This window comes from Polaromonas hydrogenivorans (genome assembly GCF_040105105.1).
GTDB lineage: Bacteria > Pseudomonadota > Gammaproteobacteria > Burkholderiales > Burkholderiaceae_C > Polaromonas > Polaromonas hydrogenivorans.
Genome location: NZ_CP157675.1, coordinates 1698726 through 1717832 on the forward strand (window position 1 = coordinate 1698726; position 19107 = coordinate 1717832).

General features: G+C 64.3%; 17 protein-coding genes. 9 read left to right on the forward strand and 8 right to left on the reverse strand.

Translation table 11 applies throughout. The annotated features are described in order from the left end of the window. Window positions 1-51: 51 nt before the first annotated feature. From ABLV49_RS08005 to bfr, 3 genes are all read right to left on the reverse strand, one after another. The gene (locus ABLV49_RS08005; RefSeq protein ID WP_349281085.1) at window positions 52-765 is read right to left on the reverse strand and encodes a Fe2+-dependent dioxygenase; all 714 of its coding nucleotides are present in this window, start codon (window positions 763-765) and stop codon (window positions 52-54) included. Between the two features lie 86 nt (window positions 766-851). Further along, window positions 852-3146 (reverse strand): TonB-dependent receptor, encoded by a 2295-nt coding sequence (locus ABLV49_RS08010; RefSeq protein ID WP_349281086.1) that lies wholly within the window; start codon window positions 3144-3146, stop codon window positions 852-854. Between the two features lie 273 nt (window positions 3147-3419). Further along, window positions 3420-3896, reverse strand: a complete 477-nt coding sequence (gene bfr, locus ABLV49_RS08015; RefSeq protein ID WP_349281087.1) for a bacterioferritin — start codon at window positions 3894-3896, stop codon at window positions 3420-3422. Between the two features lie 538 nt (window positions 3897-4434). Between bfr and ABLV49_RS08020 the strand changes: the two genes are divergently transcribed. The 9 genes from ABLV49_RS08020 to ABLV49_RS08060 all read left to right on the forward strand — a co-directional run bounded on the left by ABLV49_RS08020 (window position 4435) and on the right by ABLV49_RS08060 (window position 13417). After that, window positions 4435-6651 carry a TonB-dependent hemoglobin/transferrin/lactoferrin family receptor gene (locus tag ABLV49_RS08020; RefSeq protein WP_349281088.1) on the forward strand — a complete coding sequence of 739 codons (2217 nt, stop codon included), beginning with the start codon at window positions 4435-4437 and terminating at the stop codon, window positions 6649-6651. A gap of 42 nt (window positions 6652-6693) precedes the next feature. Beyond that, a complete protein-coding gene (locus ABLV49_RS08025) occupies window positions 6694-7074 on the forward strand; it encodes a hypothetical protein (RefSeq protein WP_349281089.1) in 381 nt (126 codons plus the stop codon). Continuing rightward, window positions 7071-8216, forward strand: a complete 1146-nt coding sequence (locus ABLV49_RS08030) for a hemin-degrading factor (protein WP_415838033.1) — start codon at window positions 7071-7073, stop codon at window positions 8214-8216. The genes ABLV49_RS08025 and ABLV49_RS08030 overlap by 4 nt, the downstream gene beginning before the upstream one ends. A 43-nt stretch (window positions 8217-8259) precedes the next feature. Next, entirely contained in the window at window positions 8260-9192 is a 933-nt protein-coding gene (locus ABLV49_RS08035) for a heme/hemin ABC transporter substrate-binding protein (RefSeq protein ID WP_349281090.1), read from the forward strand. 11 nt (window positions 9193-9203) lie between these two features. Then, window positions 9204-9587: a hypothetical protein gene (locus ABLV49_RS08040; RefSeq protein WP_349281091.1), complete on the forward strand. Its 384-nt coding sequence runs from the start codon at window positions 9204-9206 to the stop codon at window positions 9585-9587. Next, window positions 9584-10654 (forward strand): FecCD family ABC transporter permease, encoded by a 1071-nt coding sequence (locus tag ABLV49_RS08045; protein ID WP_349281092.1) that lies wholly within the window; start codon window positions 9584-9586, stop codon window positions 10652-10654. The genes ABLV49_RS08040 and ABLV49_RS08045 overlap by 4 nt, the downstream gene beginning before the upstream one ends. After that, on the forward strand, window positions 10651-11532 hold the full coding sequence (locus ABLV49_RS08050) for a heme ABC transporter ATP-binding protein (protein ID WP_415838032.1): 882 nt from the start codon (window positions 10651-10653) through the stop codon (window positions 11530-11532). The genes ABLV49_RS08045 and ABLV49_RS08050 overlap by 4 nt, the downstream gene beginning before the upstream one ends. Before the next feature lie 201 nt (window positions 11533-11733). Continuing rightward, window positions 11734-11994, forward strand: a complete 261-nt coding sequence (locus tag ABLV49_RS08055; protein WP_349281093.1) for an HNH endonuclease — start codon at window positions 11734-11736, stop codon at window positions 11992-11994. Window positions 11995-12079: 85 nt separating this feature from the next. Then, window positions 12080-13417, forward strand: coding sequence for a DUF3422 family protein (locus tag ABLV49_RS08060; protein WP_349281094.1), 1338 nt, complete (start codon window positions 12080-12082; stop codon window positions 13415-13417). Between the two features lie 20 nt (window positions 13418-13437). Here ABLV49_RS08060 and serB read toward each other — a convergent pair whose 3' ends face one another. The 5 genes from serB to mfd all read right to left on the reverse strand — a co-directional run bounded on the left by serB (window position 13438) and on the right by mfd (window position 19097). After that, window positions 13438-14148 carry a phosphoserine phosphatase SerB gene (gene serB, locus ABLV49_RS08065; protein WP_349281095.1) on the reverse strand — a complete coding sequence of 237 codons (711 nt, stop codon included), beginning with the start codon at window positions 14146-14148 and terminating at the stop codon, window positions 13438-13440. Between the two features lie 232 nt (window positions 14149-14380). Then, complete coding sequence (locus ABLV49_RS08070) at window positions 14381-14665, reverse strand: GIY-YIG nuclease family protein (protein WP_349281096.1); 285 nt, start codon at window positions 14663-14665, stop codon at window positions 14381-14383. Window positions 14666-14911: 246 nt separating this feature from the next. Continuing rightward, a complete protein-coding gene (locus ABLV49_RS08075) occupies window positions 14912-15310 on the reverse strand; it encodes a type II toxin-antitoxin system VapC family toxin (protein ID WP_349281653.1) in 399 nt (132 codons plus the stop codon). Next, the gene (locus ABLV49_RS08080; protein WP_349281097.1) at window positions 15310-15564 is read right to left on the reverse strand and encodes a hypothetical protein; all 255 of its coding nucleotides are present in this window, start codon (window positions 15562-15564) and stop codon (window positions 15310-15312) included. The genes ABLV49_RS08075 and ABLV49_RS08080 overlap by 1 nt, the downstream gene beginning before the upstream one ends. 47 nt (window positions 15565-15611) lie before the next feature. Continuing rightward, window positions 15612-19097, reverse strand: coding sequence for a transcription-repair coupling factor (gene mfd, locus ABLV49_RS08085; RefSeq protein ID WP_349281098.1), 3486 nt, complete (start codon window positions 19095-19097; stop codon window positions 15612-15614). Window positions 19098-19107: the final 10 nt, after the last annotated feature.

Here is a 19107-nt window from a genome sequence, read left to right on the forward strand (position 1 = left end):
TGGCTCAACGCCAGCAGCGCCATCATCCACAGGGCCAATTGGAAAATGGAATCAGACCTCGGCCCACATGCGCAGCAGGTTGTGGTAGCAGCCGGTCAGGCGGACCACTTCGGGGCTTTCGGCCGTGCCCTGCGCCGACTGCGCCAGGTCTTTTTGGCGCAGCGACGTGATGGCCATGTCCATTTCATACAGGAGCCGGCGCTGCGCATCGGCGCGAACCATGCTTTCAATCCAGAAGAAGCACGCCAGCCGCTCGCCCCGGGTGACCGGCTCGACCCTATGCACCGAGGTGCCGGGGTACATCACCAGGTCGCCGGCCTCGAACTTGATGCGCTGCTCGCCATAGGTGTCCTGCACCACCAGTTCGCCACCGTCGTAGCTGGCCGGATCGCTCAAGAACAGCGTGCAGGAAATGTCGGTGCGCACATGGCGCGCCGTGGCGGCATGGGTGCGCACGGCGTTGTCGATGTGGTTGCCGAAGTGGTTGGTACCGGTGCCGCCGCCATAGCGGTTGAACAGCGGCGGATACACCGATTTCGGCAGGGCGCCGGTCACGAACATCGGATTGCGGGCCAGTGCCACGGAGACGAGGTGGCGCGCCTGCTGGGCCGCCGGCAGATCCTCGGGCAGTTGCAGGTTGTTCTTGACGGTGCCGGACTGGCTGCCGGCGGTGATGCGGCCGTCGGCCCAGTCGGCGGCCAGGATCAACTGGCGCACCTGCGCAAGTTCGTCGGGCTGGAGGGCTTGGGGAATGCGAAGCAGCATGGGGTGATTTCCAAAGTGAATCGGGCATTCCGGCCACTGGCGGGAATGCCCGAAGTTTTAAGGCGCGCGATGGCAAGCGCTGAAGTTTAGAACCTGCTGGTCAGAGTCAGGCGCACGCTGCGTTCGTCGCCTGGCGCGGCAAAGCCCCGGTACAGCGTGTTGTAGTACACCTTGTCGAACAGGTTGTCGATGTTCAGCTTGACGGTGTTGTCTTGATTGATGCGGTATTCCAGCAGGGCATCGGCCTTGACGTAGCCCGGCGCGCGGTTGGTGCTGGTCACGCTGTTGGCGGGCTTGTTCTGGCTCACGGCCGTGAAGCCGCCGCCGATGCGCCATTTGTCGCCGATGCGGTAGGTGGTGAACAGGTTGGCCTGGCGGGTCGGGCTCAGGCCCGGGTTTTGCCCGACTTCGGCCTGGCCTGCGGCGTTCGAGCCTGATTTGTCAATCACCGCTTTCAGGAAACCGATGCCCGCGAACACATCCCACTGCGGCGTGATGCGGCCGGCAATCTCGAACTCCAGCGCGTCGGTATGGCGCTTGCCCGACAGCAGGTAGGAGTTGTTGGCGGTGTCGATGTCGGTGTTGCGTTCGTTGTACTTTTCAGTGCGCGCCAGCGCCGTGCGGAACGACAGGTCGCCGTTGTACAGCTCCCACTTGGCGCCGATTTCCATGTTGCGGCTGCTTTCCGGTTCGGTGTTGGCCGAGGTGGGATCGAACTGGTAAAGGTCGCCCGACGTGTTGAACGAGGTGCCGTAGGCGGCGTAGTAGCTGACCTCTTCGGTGGGCTGGAACATCAGGCCTAGGCGCTTGCTCAGCAGGCTGTCGGAGCGCGAGAGCGGCGTATTATTGGGCGCGGCGTTGCCTGAGCGGTCATACTCACCCTTGAAATTGTCCAGGCGCAGGCCGCCAACCAGCTTCCAGTAGGGCGCGATCTCAATCGTGTCCTGCACATACAGGCCCAGCGTGGTGGCCTTGAATTCGGTGGCCAGGTGCTGGGTCAGGTTGCCGCTGATGCCGGCGCTGCCTGGGTTACCGACCGTGGTGGCGGGTTTGGCGGAGGCCAGTAAGGGATAGGTCGAGCGGCTGGATTTTTCAAGCGCGTACTCGGCGCCCACCAGAAGGCTGTTCTTGCGGCCAAACCAGTTCGTCGTGGTCAGGTAGTCGGTCTGCAGGAAGGTGTGGTGCTCTTCGCCCGACTTGGCATTGGTGCGCCGGTTGACCACCGTGTTGGGATTGAGGTTCAGGCTGGTCGTGCCGGTGGGGAAACTCGACTGCGTGGCCCACATGGCGCGCGAGTAATGACCGTCGCGCACGCTGGTTTTCAGACTGCTGCCATCGGCCCAGCGGTGCGTGTGCGACAGGGTCACCGCATCGGCCTTGTCGTTCTGGAAGTCGCTGTCCAGGCCGTACCAGTATTTGTTGACGGGCGAAGGGGCCGGCTTGCCCTCGAACCACGCAAACCCCCAGTCGGGCTTGTCGTTGTAGTGCAGGTGGTAGTAGCTGATCTCGAATTCGTTGGCGGTGCCGATGCCCAGGCGGTAGTCCAGCGCCAGCCCGCGCCGGTGCGTGGAGGCGCCGGCATTGTCGCCGCGCCCGTCGCTGTCGGTCGCCATGGCGTTGATGCGCAGGGCGGCGTCGTCGGCCAGCTTGAAGTTGAAGTCGCCCTGATAGCGCTGGTAGTTGTTGGTGCCGATGGTCGCGTTGACCTCGTGCTCGGTGATCAGGCGCGGCTGCTTGCTGACCTGGTTCACGATGCCGCCGGTCGAGCCCCGGCCGAACAGCATGGACGCCGCGCCGCGCAGCACCTCGACCCGGTCGGTGTTGAACACGTCGCGGTTGTACTGCGCGATGTCGCGCATGCCGTCAAGGTAAATATCGCCCGCCGCGCTGAAGCCGCGCAGGCGGATGTTGTCGCCCACGCGGCCGCCTTCGCCGGCCTCGAAGGTGATGCCGATGACGTTTTCAAGCGCGCTCTTGAAGCTGTCCTTGCCCTGGTCGTGAATCAGCTTGTCGTTCACCACGGTCAGCGACTGCGGAATGTCCTTGGCGGGCACTGGCATCTTGCCGACGCTGGTGATGCCGCTCTGGTAGGTCTGGGCCGCACGGTCGCGCGTGCCGGTGACGGTGACGGGCGCCAGGCTTTTGCCTTCGGTTTGGGTTGCTTTGGTCGATGGTGTCGCGGTGGAGTCGGCTGTGGGCGCGGTGCTTTGCGCCCAGCCCGAAACCGATACGGCCAGCATCAGCGCGCCCAAAGGCAGCAGTGCCCGTTCAGAAGACAAGGGGCTTGGCCGCAAGTCATTGGACGAAGGATTGCCGGCGTGGCTGGTACGGGATTTTGCGGTGTGCCGAGTGCGGGCAGGGCGTGCGGAAGGGTGTGCCAAGATGGCCTCCAAGCGTGGTCATGCCTTAGCTGGCGATGAACCGGGTTACAGAAAAATGGCTTGGCTGGCTTGGCGCAATCCCTTGGGACGCGGCTTGGCTGGCTTGTGAAGTTGAGGCTGAATTTTATAGTTAATGAGAATGATTCGTAATAATTTGCATCAGCAATGTAAAGATTTTTTTGATTTGCGGCTAAAAAACAACAAAGGGGCCATGAGGCCCCTTTTGGTCAATGCGCCGGCTCCCAGACAGAGCGTCGGCTGGCGTCGTGGCGCCTAGCTGATCTCGCCCATCTGGCTTTGCAGGTAGTTCTGGATGCCGACCTTGGCGGCCAGCTCGATCTGGGTTTCCAGGAAGTCGATGTGCTCCTCGGTGTCGTCCAGGATGTCCTGCAGCAAATCGCGCGAGACGTAGTCGCGCACGCTCTCGCAATGCGCCATGCCGTCCTTGACGGTGGCCTGGGCGGCGGTTTCAAGCGCCAGGTCGCTGTTCAGCGCTTCGAGCACGTCCTCGCCGATCATCAGCTTGCCCAGATCCTGCAGGTTGGGCAGGGCATCTAACATGAACAGGCGGTCCATCAGCCGGTCGGCGTGCTTCATCTCGCCGATGGATTCCTCATATTCCTTCTTGGCCAGCTTGTCCAGTCCCCAGTGCTTGAACATGCGGTAATGCACAAAATACTGGTTGATGGCCGTCAGCTCGTTCTTGAGCTGGGCCTGCAGGAAAAAAATGACTTGTGCGTCGCCCTTCATGGGAACTCCTTTGGTGGTTTGTAACCGGCTTATTGTCGGTATGCCTGCAGCATGAGGCAAGCAAAAATCCATCGCCAAACAATGCCCTGGCCGACGGAAATTCCGCGCAAATTGCGGTAATGCGGGCGCCGCTGGCGTCATCAGGCCTCTGCATAGCGGCGCCGGGTGGCTCCCAGGCATAAAATTCCAAGACATTTATGCCTTTTGCGCATGCACTGCTTGCGTTGACAGCTATTAAAAACATAGCATTATGGGGCAGTCCGCAGGTATTGATTTTCATCTTTTCCGGGCAAACCCATCGAAATGAATACCCTGACTGCTTGAACAGGCATTGAGATTTTCTGGATCAAATGAGAATCATTCTCATAAAATAAACCGACATTCATTTTCAGCCAGCCACCAAGGCCGGAGTTTTCCGGTGTTGCAGCCAGCGGTTGTTTTCAACTGTTTTCAGGGCTTCATCGTGGCAGCAATCTTTCTACCGGCAAGCCGGGCGGCCTGTTCCGTTTCGTATCACGCAACGCCGGTTCCCTATGCCTTGCGCAAATTTCCCGTGTTCATGGCGCTGGCCTGCGGCTGCGCCCTGACGGTGCAGGCGCAGACCCTGCCTGAAGAGGCGCGGCAGGGCGCCCAGCGGATCGCCGTCAAGTCGCTCGGGGAAATCATCGTCAGCGGCTCGCGCAACGAGCAGCTGAGCGACGACTTGCCGATGTCGGTGGACGTGATCAATGCCGCCGACATCGAGCAAGGCCAGATCCGCGACATCCGCGATGCGGCCCGCTACCTGCCCAACGTGTCGGTCAAGCGTGCCCCGGCGCGTTTCGGCCTGATCGGCGGCAGCAGCGACGGGCGCGGCGGCAATGAAGGCTTCAACCTGCGCGGGCTCGACGGCAACCGGGTCTTGTTGCTGGTCGATGGCATCCGGGCGCCGCGCAGCTATGTGTTTGGCAGCTATGCCTTCGGGCGCGATTCGTTTTCCATCGACCTGCTCAAGCGCATCGAGATCATCCGCGGCCCGGCCTCGGCGCTCTACGGCTCGGACGGCCTGGCCGGGCTGGTGAACTTCATCACCCACGAGCCGGCCGATTTCCTGGCCGAAGGCAAATCCATCGGCGGGCGCGCTTCCACCAGCTACAGCGGCGACGACCAAGGCCTGGCGGTCAGCGCCACCGTGGCCGGGCGGGCCAGCGAGTCGGTGGAATGGCTGCTGTCGGCCAGTCAAAGCCGCGCCAAGGCGCTGGACAACCAGGGCACGAACGACTCGGCCAACGTGGACCGCACCCGCCCGAATCCGCAAACCGACAAGGCCAACGCGCTGCTGGCCAAGCTGGTGCTGCGGCCCACGGCGGCCCAGAAGCATGTGATGACGCTGGAGCATGTCGAGAAACAATCGGACTACGAGCTGCTCACCGCGCGCGCCAAGCCGCCGCTCACGGCCAATTCGGTGCTCAACGGCAACGCGCTGAGCACCGCCGAGCGCACCCGGCTGACCTGGGACGCGCGCTACAAGACCGACAGCCTGCTGGCCGACAACCTGCAGACGGTGCTCGGCTACCAGGACGCCGCCTCGCGCCAGTACACCTTTGAAAACCGCAACACCTCGCTCGACCGGGTGCGCGACATGACTTATGACGAGCGCAGCTGGCAGGCCGGCATCCAGGCCGACAAGACCCTTCGGCTGTCGCCCGAGTGGTCGCAGAAGATCACCTACGGCGCCGACTTTTCGCGCGCCGACATCGTCAACCTGCAAACCGGCCAGGTGCCGGCTGCCGGCGAGACCTTTCCGCTCAAGCGCTTCCCGGACACCCGGGAGACCAGCGCGGCGCTGTACCTGCAGGACGAGTTCATCAGCGACCGCTGGAGCGTCACGCCCGGCGTGCGGCTGGACCGTTTCAAGCTCGACGCCAGCCAGGCCGGCTTTGTCGCGCAGGCGGCGTCGCTGTCGGGCTCGGCGGTGTCGCCCAAGCTGGGCCTGCTGTGGCGCGCCACGCCCGAATGGAGTGTGTTTGGCAACTACGCCAGCGGTTTCAAGGCCCCCAACGCCAGCCAGCTCAACGGCTTTTTCGAGAACGTCACCCAGTTCTACAAGACCATTTCCAACCCGAGCCTGAAACCTGAAAAGAGCAGGAACCTTGAAATCGGCGTGCGCGGCCGGCTGGAGCGGCTCACGCTGGATGTCGCCGCCTTCACCGGCCGGTTCAACAACCTGATCGAAGACAACGTGACGGTCGGCGGCGCGGGCGTGGTCGGCAACCCGACGGTGTTCCAGTCGATCAACGTCGGCAACGCCACCATCAGCGGCTTTGAAGTCAAGGGCGGCATGGACTGGGGCAGGGTGGCCGGCGGCAACGTCAGCGTGCCGTTCAGCTACGGCCAGACACGCGGCACCGACAAGTCCACCGGACGGCCGCTCAACTCGATTGACCCGGCCACGCTGCATGTCGGCCTGAAATACGCAACCGCCGCCTGGGATGTGCGGCTGGACGCCAGTCGGCATTCGGCCAAGAAGGCCGGCGATGTGTTCGTGGCCGCGCCATCCACGCAATTCGCCGTGCCCGCCGCCACCACGCTCGACCTGAGCGGCCAGTGGCGCATCAAGCCGACGCTGCGCATCAACGCCGGCATTGCCAACCTGACGGACAGGAAGTACTGGAACTGGTCCGACGTGCGCGGCCTGTCGGCGACCTCGCTGGTGGCCGATGCCTACACCCAGCCGGGGCGGCACTTCAATGTCTCGCTGGTGGCTGATTTTTGATTTCGCCCTGTTTTTTTGTTGATTTTCATGAAAGGAACCTCCATGAACCCGTTTCCCGACCACGGCATCAATGACCCCGATGTCCGGTCCATCGCGGACCAGGACATGCCCAGCGCCGAAGCCTTGCTGGCCGGCACGCTGGCCCTCATGACCGGCATTGCCCAGGGCTGCTGCGACCGGCACCGCCAGATGATGAGCCACAAGATCATTGCCAACCTGGCCCAGTTGGCGGATCACCCGATGGCGTCGCCCGGCTTCAGGGCGACCGCCGCGAACCTGCGCGTCTTCTGGGTTCGGCTGCTGCGGCAAGGCGATGCGCCGGCCGGCGCGGATCAGGCCACGGCGCCCTCCGGCCACGCTGAGCCGCTTCGCTCCGACCCGCATCGCGCGCTGTGGCACGCCACCCCGGAGACCGTGCAATGAGCGCCGTGCTTCAGACCCAGACCTGGGCATTGCCGGAAAACCCTGCCACCGAAGCCATGGCCGCTTCCATCAGCCCGGCCCATCTGCGCGAGCTTTTCAGTGCGGCCCGCCGCAGCGGCAAGCGCGCAAAAGACGCCGCCGAAAGCCTGGGTGTGAGCGAAGGCCAGGCCATCGCCGCCCACACGGCCGTTCATGAGCATGGCCTGCAGGCCACGCCGCTGCACGGCCCGTGGGTGGAGGTGCTGCAGGCGCTGCAGCTGTGCGGCCCGGTGATGGCGCTGACGCGCAACGAATCGACCGTGCATGAGAAAACCGGCGTCTATGAAAACATCAGCGCCAGCGGCCACATGGGGCTGGCGCTGGGTGAAGACATTGATTTGCGCCTCTTCTTTGGCCGCTGGCATGCGGGTTTCGCGGTGTATGAGCCCGCCAGCCAGCCCAAAAATCCGCCTTCGCAAAGCCTGCAGTTTTTTGATGCCCATGGCGTGGCGGTGCATAAGGTGTTCGTGCGCGCCGAAACCGACCGGGCAGCCTTCAATGACATCGTGAGCCAGTTCAGCGAAGGGGACAAAACCTGTGTATTCACCCCGGCGCCGCCCAAACCGATTCCCAAACCCGACGCCGAACTCGATGCTGCAGGCCTGGCGCAAGGCTGGAGCGAGATGACCGACACGCATCAGTTCTTCGGGCTGATCAGCCGGTTCGGCGTCGAGCGCCAGCAGGCTTTCCGGCTGGTCGAGGGGCGCTTTACCGAACGCGCCGAGCCCGGCATCGTGCGCGTCCTGCTCGACGAGGCGGCGTTCGATGGCACCTCGATCATGGTGTTCGTCAGCAGCAGCGGCTGCATCCAGATCCACAGCGGCCCGGTCAGGCGCATCGAGCCGATGGTCACGGCCACGGCGCGCTGGCTCAATGTGCTGGATGCCGGCTTCAGCCTGCACCTGCGAGAGGACATGATCGAGAACGCCTGGATCGTCAAGAAGCCCACGGCCGACGGCGTGGTGACGTCGGTGGAAATCTTCGATGCACGCGGCGAGCTGATGGCGATGTTCTTCGGCAGCCGCAAGCCCGGCGTTCCCGAGCAGCAGGCCTGGCGCGACATTGCCGCGCGCCTGCCGCGCTTGCCGAATTTGCAATCCTGAAAAACCCAACGGAATCCACCCATGACTCACCGAAAGAATGCCGATGAACAACCCACCCGACACGCCTTGCCACGCCCTGTCGCGGCGCGCGGCCTTGTGTCTTTTCTCACTCCCGGGGGCTTTCGCCGCCTGCGCCCTGTCTGCGCCTGCTGCGTGGAGCCAGACGCCGGCGACACCCAGGGCGCCGCGCATCGTCTCGGTCAACGGGGCGATGACCGAGATCGCCTACGCGCTGGACGCCGGACCGCAACTGGCCGGAACTGACACCACCAGCGTCTTTCCCCCGGCGGCGCTGCGCACGCCCAAGGTCGGCTACATGCGCCAGCTGTCGGCCGAGGGCCTGCTGTCGCTGCAGCCCGATACGGTGATCGGCACCACCGAAGCCGGCCCCGGCGTGGTGATGGACCAGCTGCGCAGCGCCGGCGTGAAGGTCGAGCTGGTCGAGGCCGACCACAGCTGGTCCGAGGTGCGGCGCAAGGTGGCGGCCGTGGGGCGCGCCACGTCGCGCACCGCCCAGGCCACGGCCCTGCAGGCCAGGCTGGACGCCGAATGGGCCGGCGTGCAGGCCACGGTGGCGCGGCATGCCGGGCGCAAGCCCAGGGCGATTTTCATTTTGTCGCACAGCGCCAGCCCGCAGGTGGCCGGCCGCAACACCGCCGCGCATGCCATGCTGGACTACGCGGGGCTTGTCAACGCTTTCACCGATGGACAGGCCAGCGCCTTCGCGGGCTACCGCCCGATGACCGCCGAAGCGCTGGTGAGTGCCGCGCCCGAGCTGATCATCACCACCACGCAGGGCATTGAAGCCAGCGGCGGGCTGGATAAATTCTGGTCACGCCCCGGCCTGGCCCTGACCCCCGCCTACCAGCGCCGCGCGCTGGTGGCGCTCGATGCGCTGTACCTGATTGGTTTTGGCCCGCGCCTGCCGCAGGCCGTGGCCGAGTTGCACCAGGCCGCCCTGAAGGTGGCCGCATGAAGGAAGACGCCATGAAAGAAATGCTCCGAGCCGGCACGCCCGCCATCCTGTCCTGCCCCGACCTGAGCCGCACGCTGGCCTTTTACCGGGGCGAATGGGGTTTTGAAGTCCTGCACAACATCCGGGGCGTGATTGCCATCCTGAAGCGCGAATCGGTCACGGTCCAGCTCTGGCAGCGCCGGGCCGACATGGCGCCTGAAACCATTGCCTGCCGCCTGCTGGTCGATTGCATCGAAATGTGGCATCGGTGGCTGCAGTCGGCGCCCGGCCAGACGCCGCCTTTGCTGCTGAAGAGGGACTGGGGCATGGAATGGGGCATCAGCGACTGCGACGGCAACCGGCTGCTGCTGGTGCAGTCGGCCCCGCACGCGGCCCGGCGCCGGGCAGGGCTATGAGTTTTTCTGGACTGAAGGGCGACGGCCGGCGCTGGCCGCAGCGGGCGGTGCTGGGCAGCGGCATGGCGCTGCTTGCTATTGCTTTCATAGCTGGTAGCGCCCGTGGTGCTTACGCAATCAGCCCTTTTGAGCTGTGGAATGTGCTGCTGGACGCGCTCGGGCTCTCAAGCCGGGCCGGCCCGCCCACGCCGGAGCACCTGGTGTTCATGAACATCCGCCTGCCGCGCCTCTTGCTGGGCGTGGCCGCAGGCAGCGCGCTGGGCCTGTCGGGCGCGCTGATGCAGGGCCTGTTTCGCAACCCGCTGGCTGACCCCGGCCTGATCGGCGTCAGCAGCGGCGCGGCATTGGCGGCGGGCATCACCATCGTGCTGGGCAGCGCGTGGTTTCCGGACCTGCCGCGCACGCTCGGCAGCTGGACGCTGGTGCTGACGGCCTTCATGGGCAGCCTGGCGGTGACGCTGCTGGTCTATGCGCTGTCGCAGCAGGACGGCGGCACGCGCGTCGGGCTGATGCTGCTGGCCGGCATCGCCATCAATGCGCTGGCCGGCGCCGGCCTGGGCTACCTGACCTTCCTGGCCAGCGACGAGCAGTTGCGCAGCATCCAGTTCTGGCTGCTGGGCAGCCTGGGCGGGGCGCGCTGGAGCGCCGTTGCGCTGGTGTCAAGCATCGTGGGGGTCGCCGTGTGCGCCGGCATGCGGCTGGCCGGGCCGCTCAATGCGATTGCGCTGGGCGAGTCGCAGGCGGCCCTGCTCGGCGTGCCGGTCGAGCGCGTCAAGGGTGTTGCCGTGGTGGTCACGGCGCTGGCGGTGGGGTCGGTCACGGCGACCACCGGCATGATTGGCTTCATCGGCCTGGTGGCGCCGCATTGCGTGCGGCTGGTGGCCGGGCCGGATCACCGCGTCGTGCTGCCGGGATCGGCGCTGCTGGGCGCCGCCCTGGTGCTGGCCGCCGACGCCGTGGCCCGCACCGCCGTGCAGCCGGCCGAGTTGCCGCTGGGCGTGCTGACGGCGTTTGTCGGCGTGCCGTTTTTCCTGCTGCTGCTGCGCCACTTCAGGAGCCGGCTGTGAACGCGCGCAGCCTGACGGATTTTTCGGTGTGCAGCCGGCTCGAAGCCTTCGGCGTGACGGTGGAAGTGGCCGGAAAAACCTTATTGCGAACTGCATCGGCCCGGTTTGCGGCCGGACAGGTGACAGCCATCCTCGGCCCCAACGGCGCTGGCAAGTCCACGCTGATGTCGGTGCTGACCGGCCAGCGCCGGCCCGTGGCGGGGCAGGTTCACCTGGCCGGCAAGGCGCTGGCCGACTATCCGCACGGCGCGCTGGCGCGGCTGCGCGCCTGCGTGGCGCAGGAGACGCAGGTGGCTTTCGATTTCAGCGTGCGCGAGGTGGTCGAGCTGGGCCGCTACCCGCATCGCCGCCAGCCGGTGCCGCACGAGTCGGCCATCGCCCTGCAGGCCATGCGGGCCACGGCGGTGGACCATTTGCAGCACCGCGCCCTGAACACGCTGTCGGGCGGAGAAAAGGCGCGCGTTCATCTGGCGCGCGCGCTGGCGCAGGTCTGGGAGCCGGTCGCCGGCCCCGATGGCATGCCGGCGGCCCGCTGGCTGCTGCTCGACGAGGCGACCGCCGCGCTCGACCTGCAGCACCAGCACCGCATGCTGCAACTCGCCCGCAGCCGGGCCAGCGGGCAGGGCGTGGGCGTGGTCGCCGTGCTGCACGATTTGAACCTGGCGCTGCGCTACAGCGACAACTGCGTGGTGCTGCAAGGCGGGCAGGTGGTGGCCGGCGGCAGGACCGCCGACGTGCTCACGCCCGGACTCATCCGGCATGTGTGGGATGTGCGCGCCTGCGCGGTACAGGCGGCAGGGCCATTTCCCGGGGGCCAGGGCGGAATCCAGTATGTCTTCGAGCCTGCTGCGGCCGTTGCGGTGCAAGGCGCCGCGTAAAACAATAACTCCCCGTCCGTCATTCCCGCGAAGGCGGGAATCCAGCAACACGGGCTGAAGCGCTCAAACGAGTCTGGATACCCGCCGACGCGGGTATGACGCAGGGAAGTTATTGCTGACCGCATCCAAAGGCAGGGCGCAATGCGCGTGGTTTTGAATGAAAATCCCCGCATGAGCAGTTTGCGACACCTCCGTATCAAAATGTACAAAACCGTTGCCCGCCAGTTGCATGGCGTGGTGCCTTGCTGGGTCTGCGGCGAACACGTCACGCCCGAGGCGGCGACGCTGGAACACATCCAGGCCCTGAGCGACGGCGGCAACAGCCACGCCGAGAACCTGGCCATCAGCCACGAGGTCTGCAACGGCCAGCGCCACGCGTCGGGCCGGGTTCCAGTCTCTAGCGCGGCGCCGGGGCAGGTGCAAAGGCGGCAAACGGCCGGCCTGGCCGGCAAGCCGTCGTGAGGCCAACCCGCCGGCATGTGTCAAACAGGCTTTCCTCTCAACGCCGGCAGGGCGAATCCAGCTATCAAAACAGCAGTATCCATTCATGACTTCCCACCCGCCTTCACTTTCCCTTCGGGCCAGTTTCCTGCCGCCTGACGACCCGTTGCGTGTCAAGCTGCACAACGAGGTGCATGCGCGGCCCTCGGCCCGCGTGCGGCTGCCGGCCCTCATCATCTACGTGGCCGTGCTCAACGCGGGCGTGACGCGCGAGCAGGAGCGCGACCATCTGAGCCGCCTGCCCGGGCAGCAGGAATTGCCGCTGGACAGCCTGCACGGCAACTTCCTGCGTCTGCGCTTTGAGGGTTACACGGTCAAATGGGAGCGGCACACCGAATTCACCCGTTACTCCATCGTGCAGCCGCTGCCCGCCGACGCACAGCTGGGGGCCTCGGACCCCGAGTTGCTGTCTGACCCGGTCGTTACGCCTGACTGGCTGCGCGGCATTCCCGGGCATACCGTGGCGGCCATCCAGATGGCCATGGTTCACGGGGATCTTTCCGACGAGCGGGTGCTGATGGGGCAGGCGCAGGCCTGGTTCGGCCGGCGAACCGTGGTGGCTTCGCAACTGGGCAACGGGCACTCGTGGGCGGTGACTGAATTCTGCATCGGGGCCGACGGCTTTGAGCGCATGCTGGTGATCGCGCCGGCGGACATGTCCGAGACGCGCGCCAGCCGTGTCTCGCAGCGTCTGCTGGAGATCGAAACCTACCGCCTGATGGCGCTGCGCGGCCTGCCCGTGTCCAAGCAACTGGCGCCCCTGCTGGGCGAGGCCGAACGACAGCTGGCGGAAATCACGGCGCGGCTGGAGAACAAGGCGGCGTCCGACCAGGAACTGCTGGACACGCTGGTGTCGCTGGCGGCACGCGTGGAGCGCGCCATCGCCGAGCATGGTTACCGCTTCTCGGCCACGCGCGCCTACGACATGCTGGTGGGCCAGCGCATCACCGAGCTGCGCGAAAAAGCCATTCCGGGGACGCAGACCATCGGCGAGTTCATGCAGCGCCGCCTGTCCCCCGCCATGTCCACGGTGGCGGCCACGGCGCAGCGCCTGGCGTCGCTGTCCGAACGCGTTTCGCGCACCAGTGCGCTGCTGCGCACCCGGGTGGACATTGCCACCGAAAGCCAGAACCAGCTGCTGCTGGAAAAGCTCACGCGCGGGCAAGAACTGCAACTGCGCCTGCAATCGACGGTGGAAGGCCTGTCGATTGCCGCCATCTCGTACTACGTGATCAGCCTGCTGCTCTACGGCGGCAAGGCGGCCAAGGCAGCGGGCGCGCCGGTCAACCCTGAAATGCTGGCCGGCGCGGTGATTCCGCTGGTGCTGTGGGTGGTGTGGCGCAACATCCGGCGCATCCATGCCAAGCTGCATGGCGAGCATTGACGGGCAGGGCGGCTACTGGGCTACTTCATCAGTTCGAGCAAGCGGTCCAGCCCGCCCGCGTTGATCGCCACCATCGCCTGCTCGCGCACTTTCGGCTTGGCGTGGTAGGCCACTGACAGGCCGGCCGCGCCCATCATCGGCAGGTCGTTGGCGCCGTCGCCCATGGCAATCGCCTGCAGCGGGTTGATGCCCAGCTGGCCGCAGGTCTGGATCAGCATGCGGCGCTTTTCCTCGCCGTCGCAGATGTCGCCCCAGGGTTGATCGACCAGCCGGCCGGTCAGCATGCCATTTTCAATCTCCAGCACGTTGGCGCGCATGTAGTCAATGTCCAGCAACTCCTTCACCCGGTCGGCGAAGAAGGTGAAGCCGCCGCTGACCAGCAGCACCTTCAGGCCCGCGTCCTTGCAGGCGCGCACCAGTTCGGCCGTGCCGGGGTTGAGCTTGAGGCGTTCGCGGTACACCTCGTCCATGCTCGCGACGCTCACGCCCTTGAGCAAGGCGACGCGCCGGCGCAAACTGTCCTTGAAATCGGTGATCTCGCCGCGCATGGCGGCTTCGGTGATGGCGGCGACTTCAGCCTTGCGGCCCACCGCATCGGCGATTTCATCGACGCATTCGATGTTGATCAGCGTCGAGTCCATGTCAAAGGCAATCAGCCTGAAGTCGCTGAGTTTGAGGTCGGGCGTGGCGATGTTGACGACGAGGCCGGGGGAGTGTTCTATGGGGTTCATAAATCAGTTTACTATTGTTTTGATAGCTGTTAATGCACGACCGGCATGCGCAAGAGGCCAATTTCTTATAAATTTTTGGGCAGCGATGAAAAAACTGGCCCAGCTTTTCACTGGAAACCGTCATTCCCGCGAAGGCGGGAATCCAGACTCGTTTGAGCGTTCAACCCGTGTCGCTGGATTCCCGCCTTCGCGGGAATGACGGATGGGACGGGCCTGAAGATGACTGGCGGGTTTAAAGAATCGTTGGCCATAGGTCTTGCCATGTGGGGTTTTGCTTTTCTATCAAGGCGAGCTTCCAGGCGCGGTTCCATTTTTTCAACTGCTTTTCTCTCGTAATGGCGCTGAGCATGTCGTCGAGCAACTCGAAATACACCAGGCCATGCACGCCGTATTTTTCGGTGAAACCTGCGACCAGATCATTTTTATGTTGCCAGATGCGCTGTACGAGGTTGCTGGTGACGCCAATGTAAAGCGTACCGTTGCGTTGGCTGGCGAGGATGTAAACGGCGGGTTGCATGATTTGTGGCTGCTTGAAGACGCATTAAGCATTTGGCTAACAATAATTTTTATGGGTTTGTGCATGCGTGCTGAAATCACCATCAACATCGTCATACCCGCGTAGGCGGGTATCCAGTACGGTGCTTGAACGAAGCGCGGTCTTCGTCATACGACTGGATTCCCGCCTACGCGGGAATGACAAGGTTTTTAGCCCAGCTGATTTCTCCAATCAGCCATTGGAGTTTTGGCTTCTGGCTGGTGCGCCTCATGCGTCATACCAGTTCTCCACGCGCAAGCCCGGCACGCGCTCGAACTCGCGGGTGTTGCGGGTGACCAGCGTCATGTCGTGGACCAGTGCAGTGCCGGCGATGAGCAAGTCGAAGTGCCCGATGGGCGTGCCCGCCGCCTCCAGTGTGTGTTTGATCCAGGCGACTGACTTGGCCGCTTTGTCGTCCAGGCTTACAACGCCATAGACCTTCAATGCCGCATCAATGCCTTTTCTCTGGAGTTCAGGGCGGGTGGAACGCAAAACACCGTACTCCAGTTCAAACAGCACCGCCGACGGGATGGCAATCTGGCTGGCGGCGATATTTTGTAGATGCGCTGCGACTTGCCCCTGTTGCTTGAAGAAATAGATCAGGGTGTTGGTGTCAAGCAGGTACATCACCAGGACTCGCGTGGCAGGTCGGGCGTTTCGTTCGCGCGCATTTCTTCGGCAAGAGGGAAGTCTTTCCACAGGTAGGCATTGGCAGAGATTTCTTCAAAAAAACCGACGGGGTAGCCATTGGCATCCACCTCGGGGGTTTGCTCCTTGACGAGCTTGGAAATCCAGGCGCTGAGCGAGAGTTTGGCCGCTGCGGCCGAAGCCTTGGCTCGGGCAATGGCGTCGTCGTCCATATAGATAGTGACTTGGGACATGGCAATCTCCAATTAATTACAGCTGCAATTATATAAGTGGCTGTCAATTATGTCGTAGCTGCTTCTATCACCGGCTGCCCCAAACTCCGCAGCACGTCGCGCACCATCTGCGCCCGGTCCTTCGCTTCGGGCAGGGCGCGCTCGATGCGCAGCTTGTCGTTGCCGGCGAGCTTGATGTGCTTGTTTTTCTGGATCAGCTGGATGATGGCCATGGCGTCAATCGGCGGGTCTTTCTTGAAGGTGATGGTGATGACGCCGGGCGCGGCATCGACCTTGACCACGCCATACGGCCGGGCGATCACGCGCAGGCGGTGTACGTCGATCAGCGTCTGCGCCTGCGCGGGCAGCTTGCCGAAGCGGTCCACGAGTTCTTCGAGCAGGGCGTCGATCTGGTCGGTCTTTTTGGCCGTTGCCAGCTTTTTGTAGAAGCTCAGGCGCAAATGCACGTCGCCGCAGTAGTCGCTCGGCAGCAGCGCGGGCGCGTGCAGGTTGATCTCGGTCGTGACGCTGAGCGGCGACAGCAAATCGGGTTCGCGCCCGGCCCTCAAGGACGCCACGGCTTCGCCCAGCATTTCGTTGTAAAGCTGAAAGCCGATCTCCAGCATGTTGCCGCTCTGGTTTTCGCCCAGCACCTCGCCGGTGCCGCGAATCTCCAGGTCGTGCATCGCCAGATAGAAGCCCGAACCGAGTTCTTCCATCTGCTGGATGGCGTCCAGGCGCTGGCTGGCCTGCTTGGTCAGGCCTTCGAGGTCGGGCACCATCAAATAGGCATAGGCCTGGTGGTGGCTTCGGCCGACGCGGCCGCGCAACTGGTGCAACTGCGCCAGGCCGAACTTGTCGGCGCGGCTCATCAAAATCGTATTGGCGCTGGGAACGTCGATGCCGGTTTCGATGATGGTCGAGCACAGCAGCACATTGAAGCGCTGCGCCACGAAGTCCTTCATGACCCGCTCCAGCTCGCGCTCGGGCATCTGGCCGTGGGCGATGGCAATGCGCGCCTCGGGCAGCAGCTCTTCGAGCTTCTGGCGGCGGTTTTCGATGGTTTCGACCTCGTTGTGCAAAAAGTAAACCTGGCCGCCGCGCTTCAATTCGCGCAGCACGGCTTCGCGGATCACGCCGTTGCCCTCGGTGCGCACAAAGGTCTTGATGGCGAGACGCCTTTGCGGGGCGGTCGCAATCACGCTTAAATCCCTCAAGCCTTCGAGCGCCATGCCCAGCGTGCGCGGAATCGGCGTGGCCGTCAGCGTCAGCACATCGACCTCGGCGCGCAGGGCTTTCATGGCCTCCTTGTGGCGCACGCCGAAGCGGTGTTCCTCGTCAATGATCAAGAGGCCCAGGTCCTTGAACTTCGTCGTTTCGCTGAGCAGCTTGTGCGTGCCGACGACGATATCGACCGTGCCATCGGCTAGCCCTTTGATGGCGGCGGTGATTTCCTTGCCCGAGCGAAAGCGGCTCATCTCGGCGACCCGGACCGGCCACTTGGCGAAGCGGTCCACCAGCGTCTGGTAATGCTGCTCGGCCAGCAGCGTGGTTGGCGCCAGGAGCGCGACCTGCTTGCCGCCGGTGATGGCGATGAAGGCCGCGCGCAGGGCGACTTCGGTCTTGCCGAAACCCACGTCGCCGCAGACCAGCCGGTCCATCGGGCGCGGGCTGATCATGTCCTGGATGACGGCGTGAATCGCCGCGCTCTGGTCGGGCGTTTCGTCAAAGCCGAAATCGTTGGCGAACACCTCGTAGTCGCCGGGCGAGTAGCGAAAGGCATGGCCTTCCCGGGCGGCGCGGCGGGCGTAGATGTTGAGCAGTTCGGCGGCGGAATCGCGGATTTGCTCGGCGGCCTTGCGTCTGGCCTTTTCCCACTGGCCGCTGCCCAGCTTGTGCAGCGGCGCTTCGTCGGCACTGACGCCGGTGTAGCGGCTGATGAGGTGCAACTGGCTGACCGGCACGTAGAGCGTGGCCTTGTCAGCGTATTCAAGGTGCAAAAACTCCTGCAACAGCGGCGAGCCGTCGGGGCTTTTTTCGCCCAGGTCGAGGTTGATCAGCCCCCGGTAGCGGCCAATGCCGTGGGCGCTGTGCACCACCGGGTCGCCGACGTTCAGTTCAGACAAGTCCTTGATCAGCGCTTCGACATCGCTGACCTGCTCCTGCCGCTTGTTGCGCCGGCGGATGGTGACGCCGGCTGCGAACAGCTCGGTTTCGGTGACGAAGTCGATGCTTTCTTCAAGCCAGCTGAAGCCGGTGTGCAGCGCAGCGGTGGCGATGCCGATTTTCTCAATGCTGGTCTGGAAGTCTTCGAGCGAATCAAAAGCGGGCGGGCTGACGTTGCTGGCGCGCAAAAAATCGAGCAGGCTTTCGCGCCGGCCATCGCTTTCGGCCAGCAGCAGCACGCGGTGGGCGGTGTTTTTTGCATGGCGCTTGAAACCGGCCAGCGGGTCTTCGGCGCCGCGCACCACGGCCATTTCGCCGAGTTTCTGGAATTGCGCGTTGTCGGCAACGTCTTCGACCGTGCCGCGCAGGGCCAGCTGGGCATAGTCGTTGGCGCGCGTATAGAACTGCTCGGTGGTCAAAAACAGCGATTCGGGCGGCAGCGCGGGGCGGTCGGGCGCGTCCTTCACCAGCCGGTAGCGGTCCTTGGTGTCCTGCCAGAAGCGCTGGAAGGCCGGCTCCAGGTCGCCATGCAGCACCACCGTCGCGTTCTTGCCGAGGTAGTCGAACACGGTGGCGGTTTCTTCGAAGAACAGCGGCAGGTAGTACTCGATGCCCGCCGTCGCCACGCCGTTGCCCATGTCCTTGTAGATGCGGCTCTTGGTCGGGTCGCCGTCGAGCAACTCGCGCCAGCGCTTGCGGAATTTGGCGCGCGCATCGTCGTCCATCGGAAACTCGCGGCCCGGCAGCAAGCGCACCTCGGGCACAGGGTAGAGGCTGCGCTGGCTGTCCGGGTCAAAAGTGCGGATGCTGTCGATTTCGTCGTCGAACAGATCGACGCGGTAAGGCACCAGCGAGCCCATCGGGAACAAATCGATCAAGCCGCCGCGCACCGCGTATTCGCCGGGGCTGACGACCTGCGTCACATGGCTGTAGCCCGCCAGCGTGAGCTGGGCTTTCAGCCGGGTTTCATCAAGCTTTTGCCTGACCTTGAATTCAAAGGTGTAGCCGGCCAGAAAACTGGGCGGCGCCAGCCGGTAGAGCGCGGTGGTGGCCGGCACGATGACCACGTCGGCGCCGGTTTCCTTGTCGCGCTGGGAGATGCGCCACAGCGTCGCCAGCCGTTCGCTGATCAAGTCCTGGTGCGGCGAAAACGCGTCGTAGGGCAGGGTTTCCCAGTCGGGAAACAGCGCGCAGCGCAAATCGGGCGCAAAAAACGCCATCTCGTCCATCAGGCGCTGGGCCGTGCTGGCGTCCGAGGTGACGATGGCGGTGAGTTTACCGGCGGCTTTTTCGCGCTGCCCGAGGCGGGCCAGCAGCAGGGCGTCGGCGGAACCCGTGGGCTGGGGCAGGGTGTAGCGTTTGCCGGTCACAAGTGAAGGAAGGTGCATCGGCCTGATT

What these genes read in the sequence shown, in the direction of transcription:
- ABLV49_RS08035 (WP_349281090.1), top strand. Translation starts at nt 8,260, where the DNA reads ATGAACAACCCACCCGACACGCCTTGCCACGCCCTGTCGCGGCGCGCG.
- mfd (WP_349281098.1), bottom strand. Translation starts at nt 19,097, where the DNA reads ATGCACCTTCCTTCACTTGTGACCGGCAAACGCTACACCCTGCCCCAG.
- ABLV49_RS08075 (WP_349281653.1), bottom strand. Translation starts at nt 15,310, where the DNA reads ATGTACCTGCTTGACACCAACACCCTGATCTATTTCTTCAAGCAACAG.
- serB (WP_349281095.1), bottom strand. Translation starts at nt 14,148, where the DNA reads ATGAACCCCATAGAACACTCCCCCGGCCTCGTCGTCAACATCGCCACG.
- ABLV49_RS08080 (WP_349281097.1), bottom strand. Translation starts at nt 15,564, where the DNA reads ATGTCCCAAGTCACTATCTATATGGACGACGACGCCATTGCCCGAGCC.
- ABLV49_RS08055 (WP_349281093.1), top strand. Translation starts at nt 11,734, where the DNA reads ATGTACAAAACCGTTGCCCGCCAGTTGCATGGCGTGGTGCCTTGCTGG.
- ABLV49_RS08030 (WP_415838033.1), top strand. Translation starts at nt 7,071, where the DNA reads ATGAGCGCCGTGCTTCAGACCCAGACCTGGGCATTGCCGGAAAACCCT.
- ABLV49_RS08070 (WP_349281096.1), bottom strand. Translation starts at nt 14,665, where the DNA reads ATGCAACCCGCCGTTTACATCCTCGCCAGCCAACGCAACGGTACGCTT.
- bfr (WP_349281087.1), bottom strand. Translation starts at nt 3,896, where the DNA reads ATGAAGGGCGACGCACAAGTCATTTTTTTCCTGCAGGCCCAGCTCAAG.
- ABLV49_RS08060 (WP_349281094.1), top strand. Translation starts at nt 12,080, where the DNA reads ATGACTTCCCACCCGCCTTCACTTTCCCTTCGGGCCAGTTTCCTGCCG.
- ABLV49_RS08045 (WP_349281092.1), top strand. Translation starts at nt 9,584, where the DNA reads ATGAGTTTTTCTGGACTGAAGGGCGACGGCCGGCGCTGGCCGCAGCGG.
- ABLV49_RS08040 (WP_349281091.1), top strand. Translation starts at nt 9,204, where the DNA reads ATGAAAGAAATGCTCCGAGCCGGCACGCCCGCCATCCTGTCCTGCCCC.
- ABLV49_RS08005 (WP_349281085.1), bottom strand. Translation starts at nt 765, where the DNA reads ATGCTGCTTCGCATTCCCCAAGCCCTCCAGCCCGACGAACTTGCGCAG.
- ABLV49_RS08025 (WP_349281089.1), top strand. Translation starts at nt 6,694, where the DNA reads ATGAACCCGTTTCCCGACCACGGCATCAATGACCCCGATGTCCGGTCC.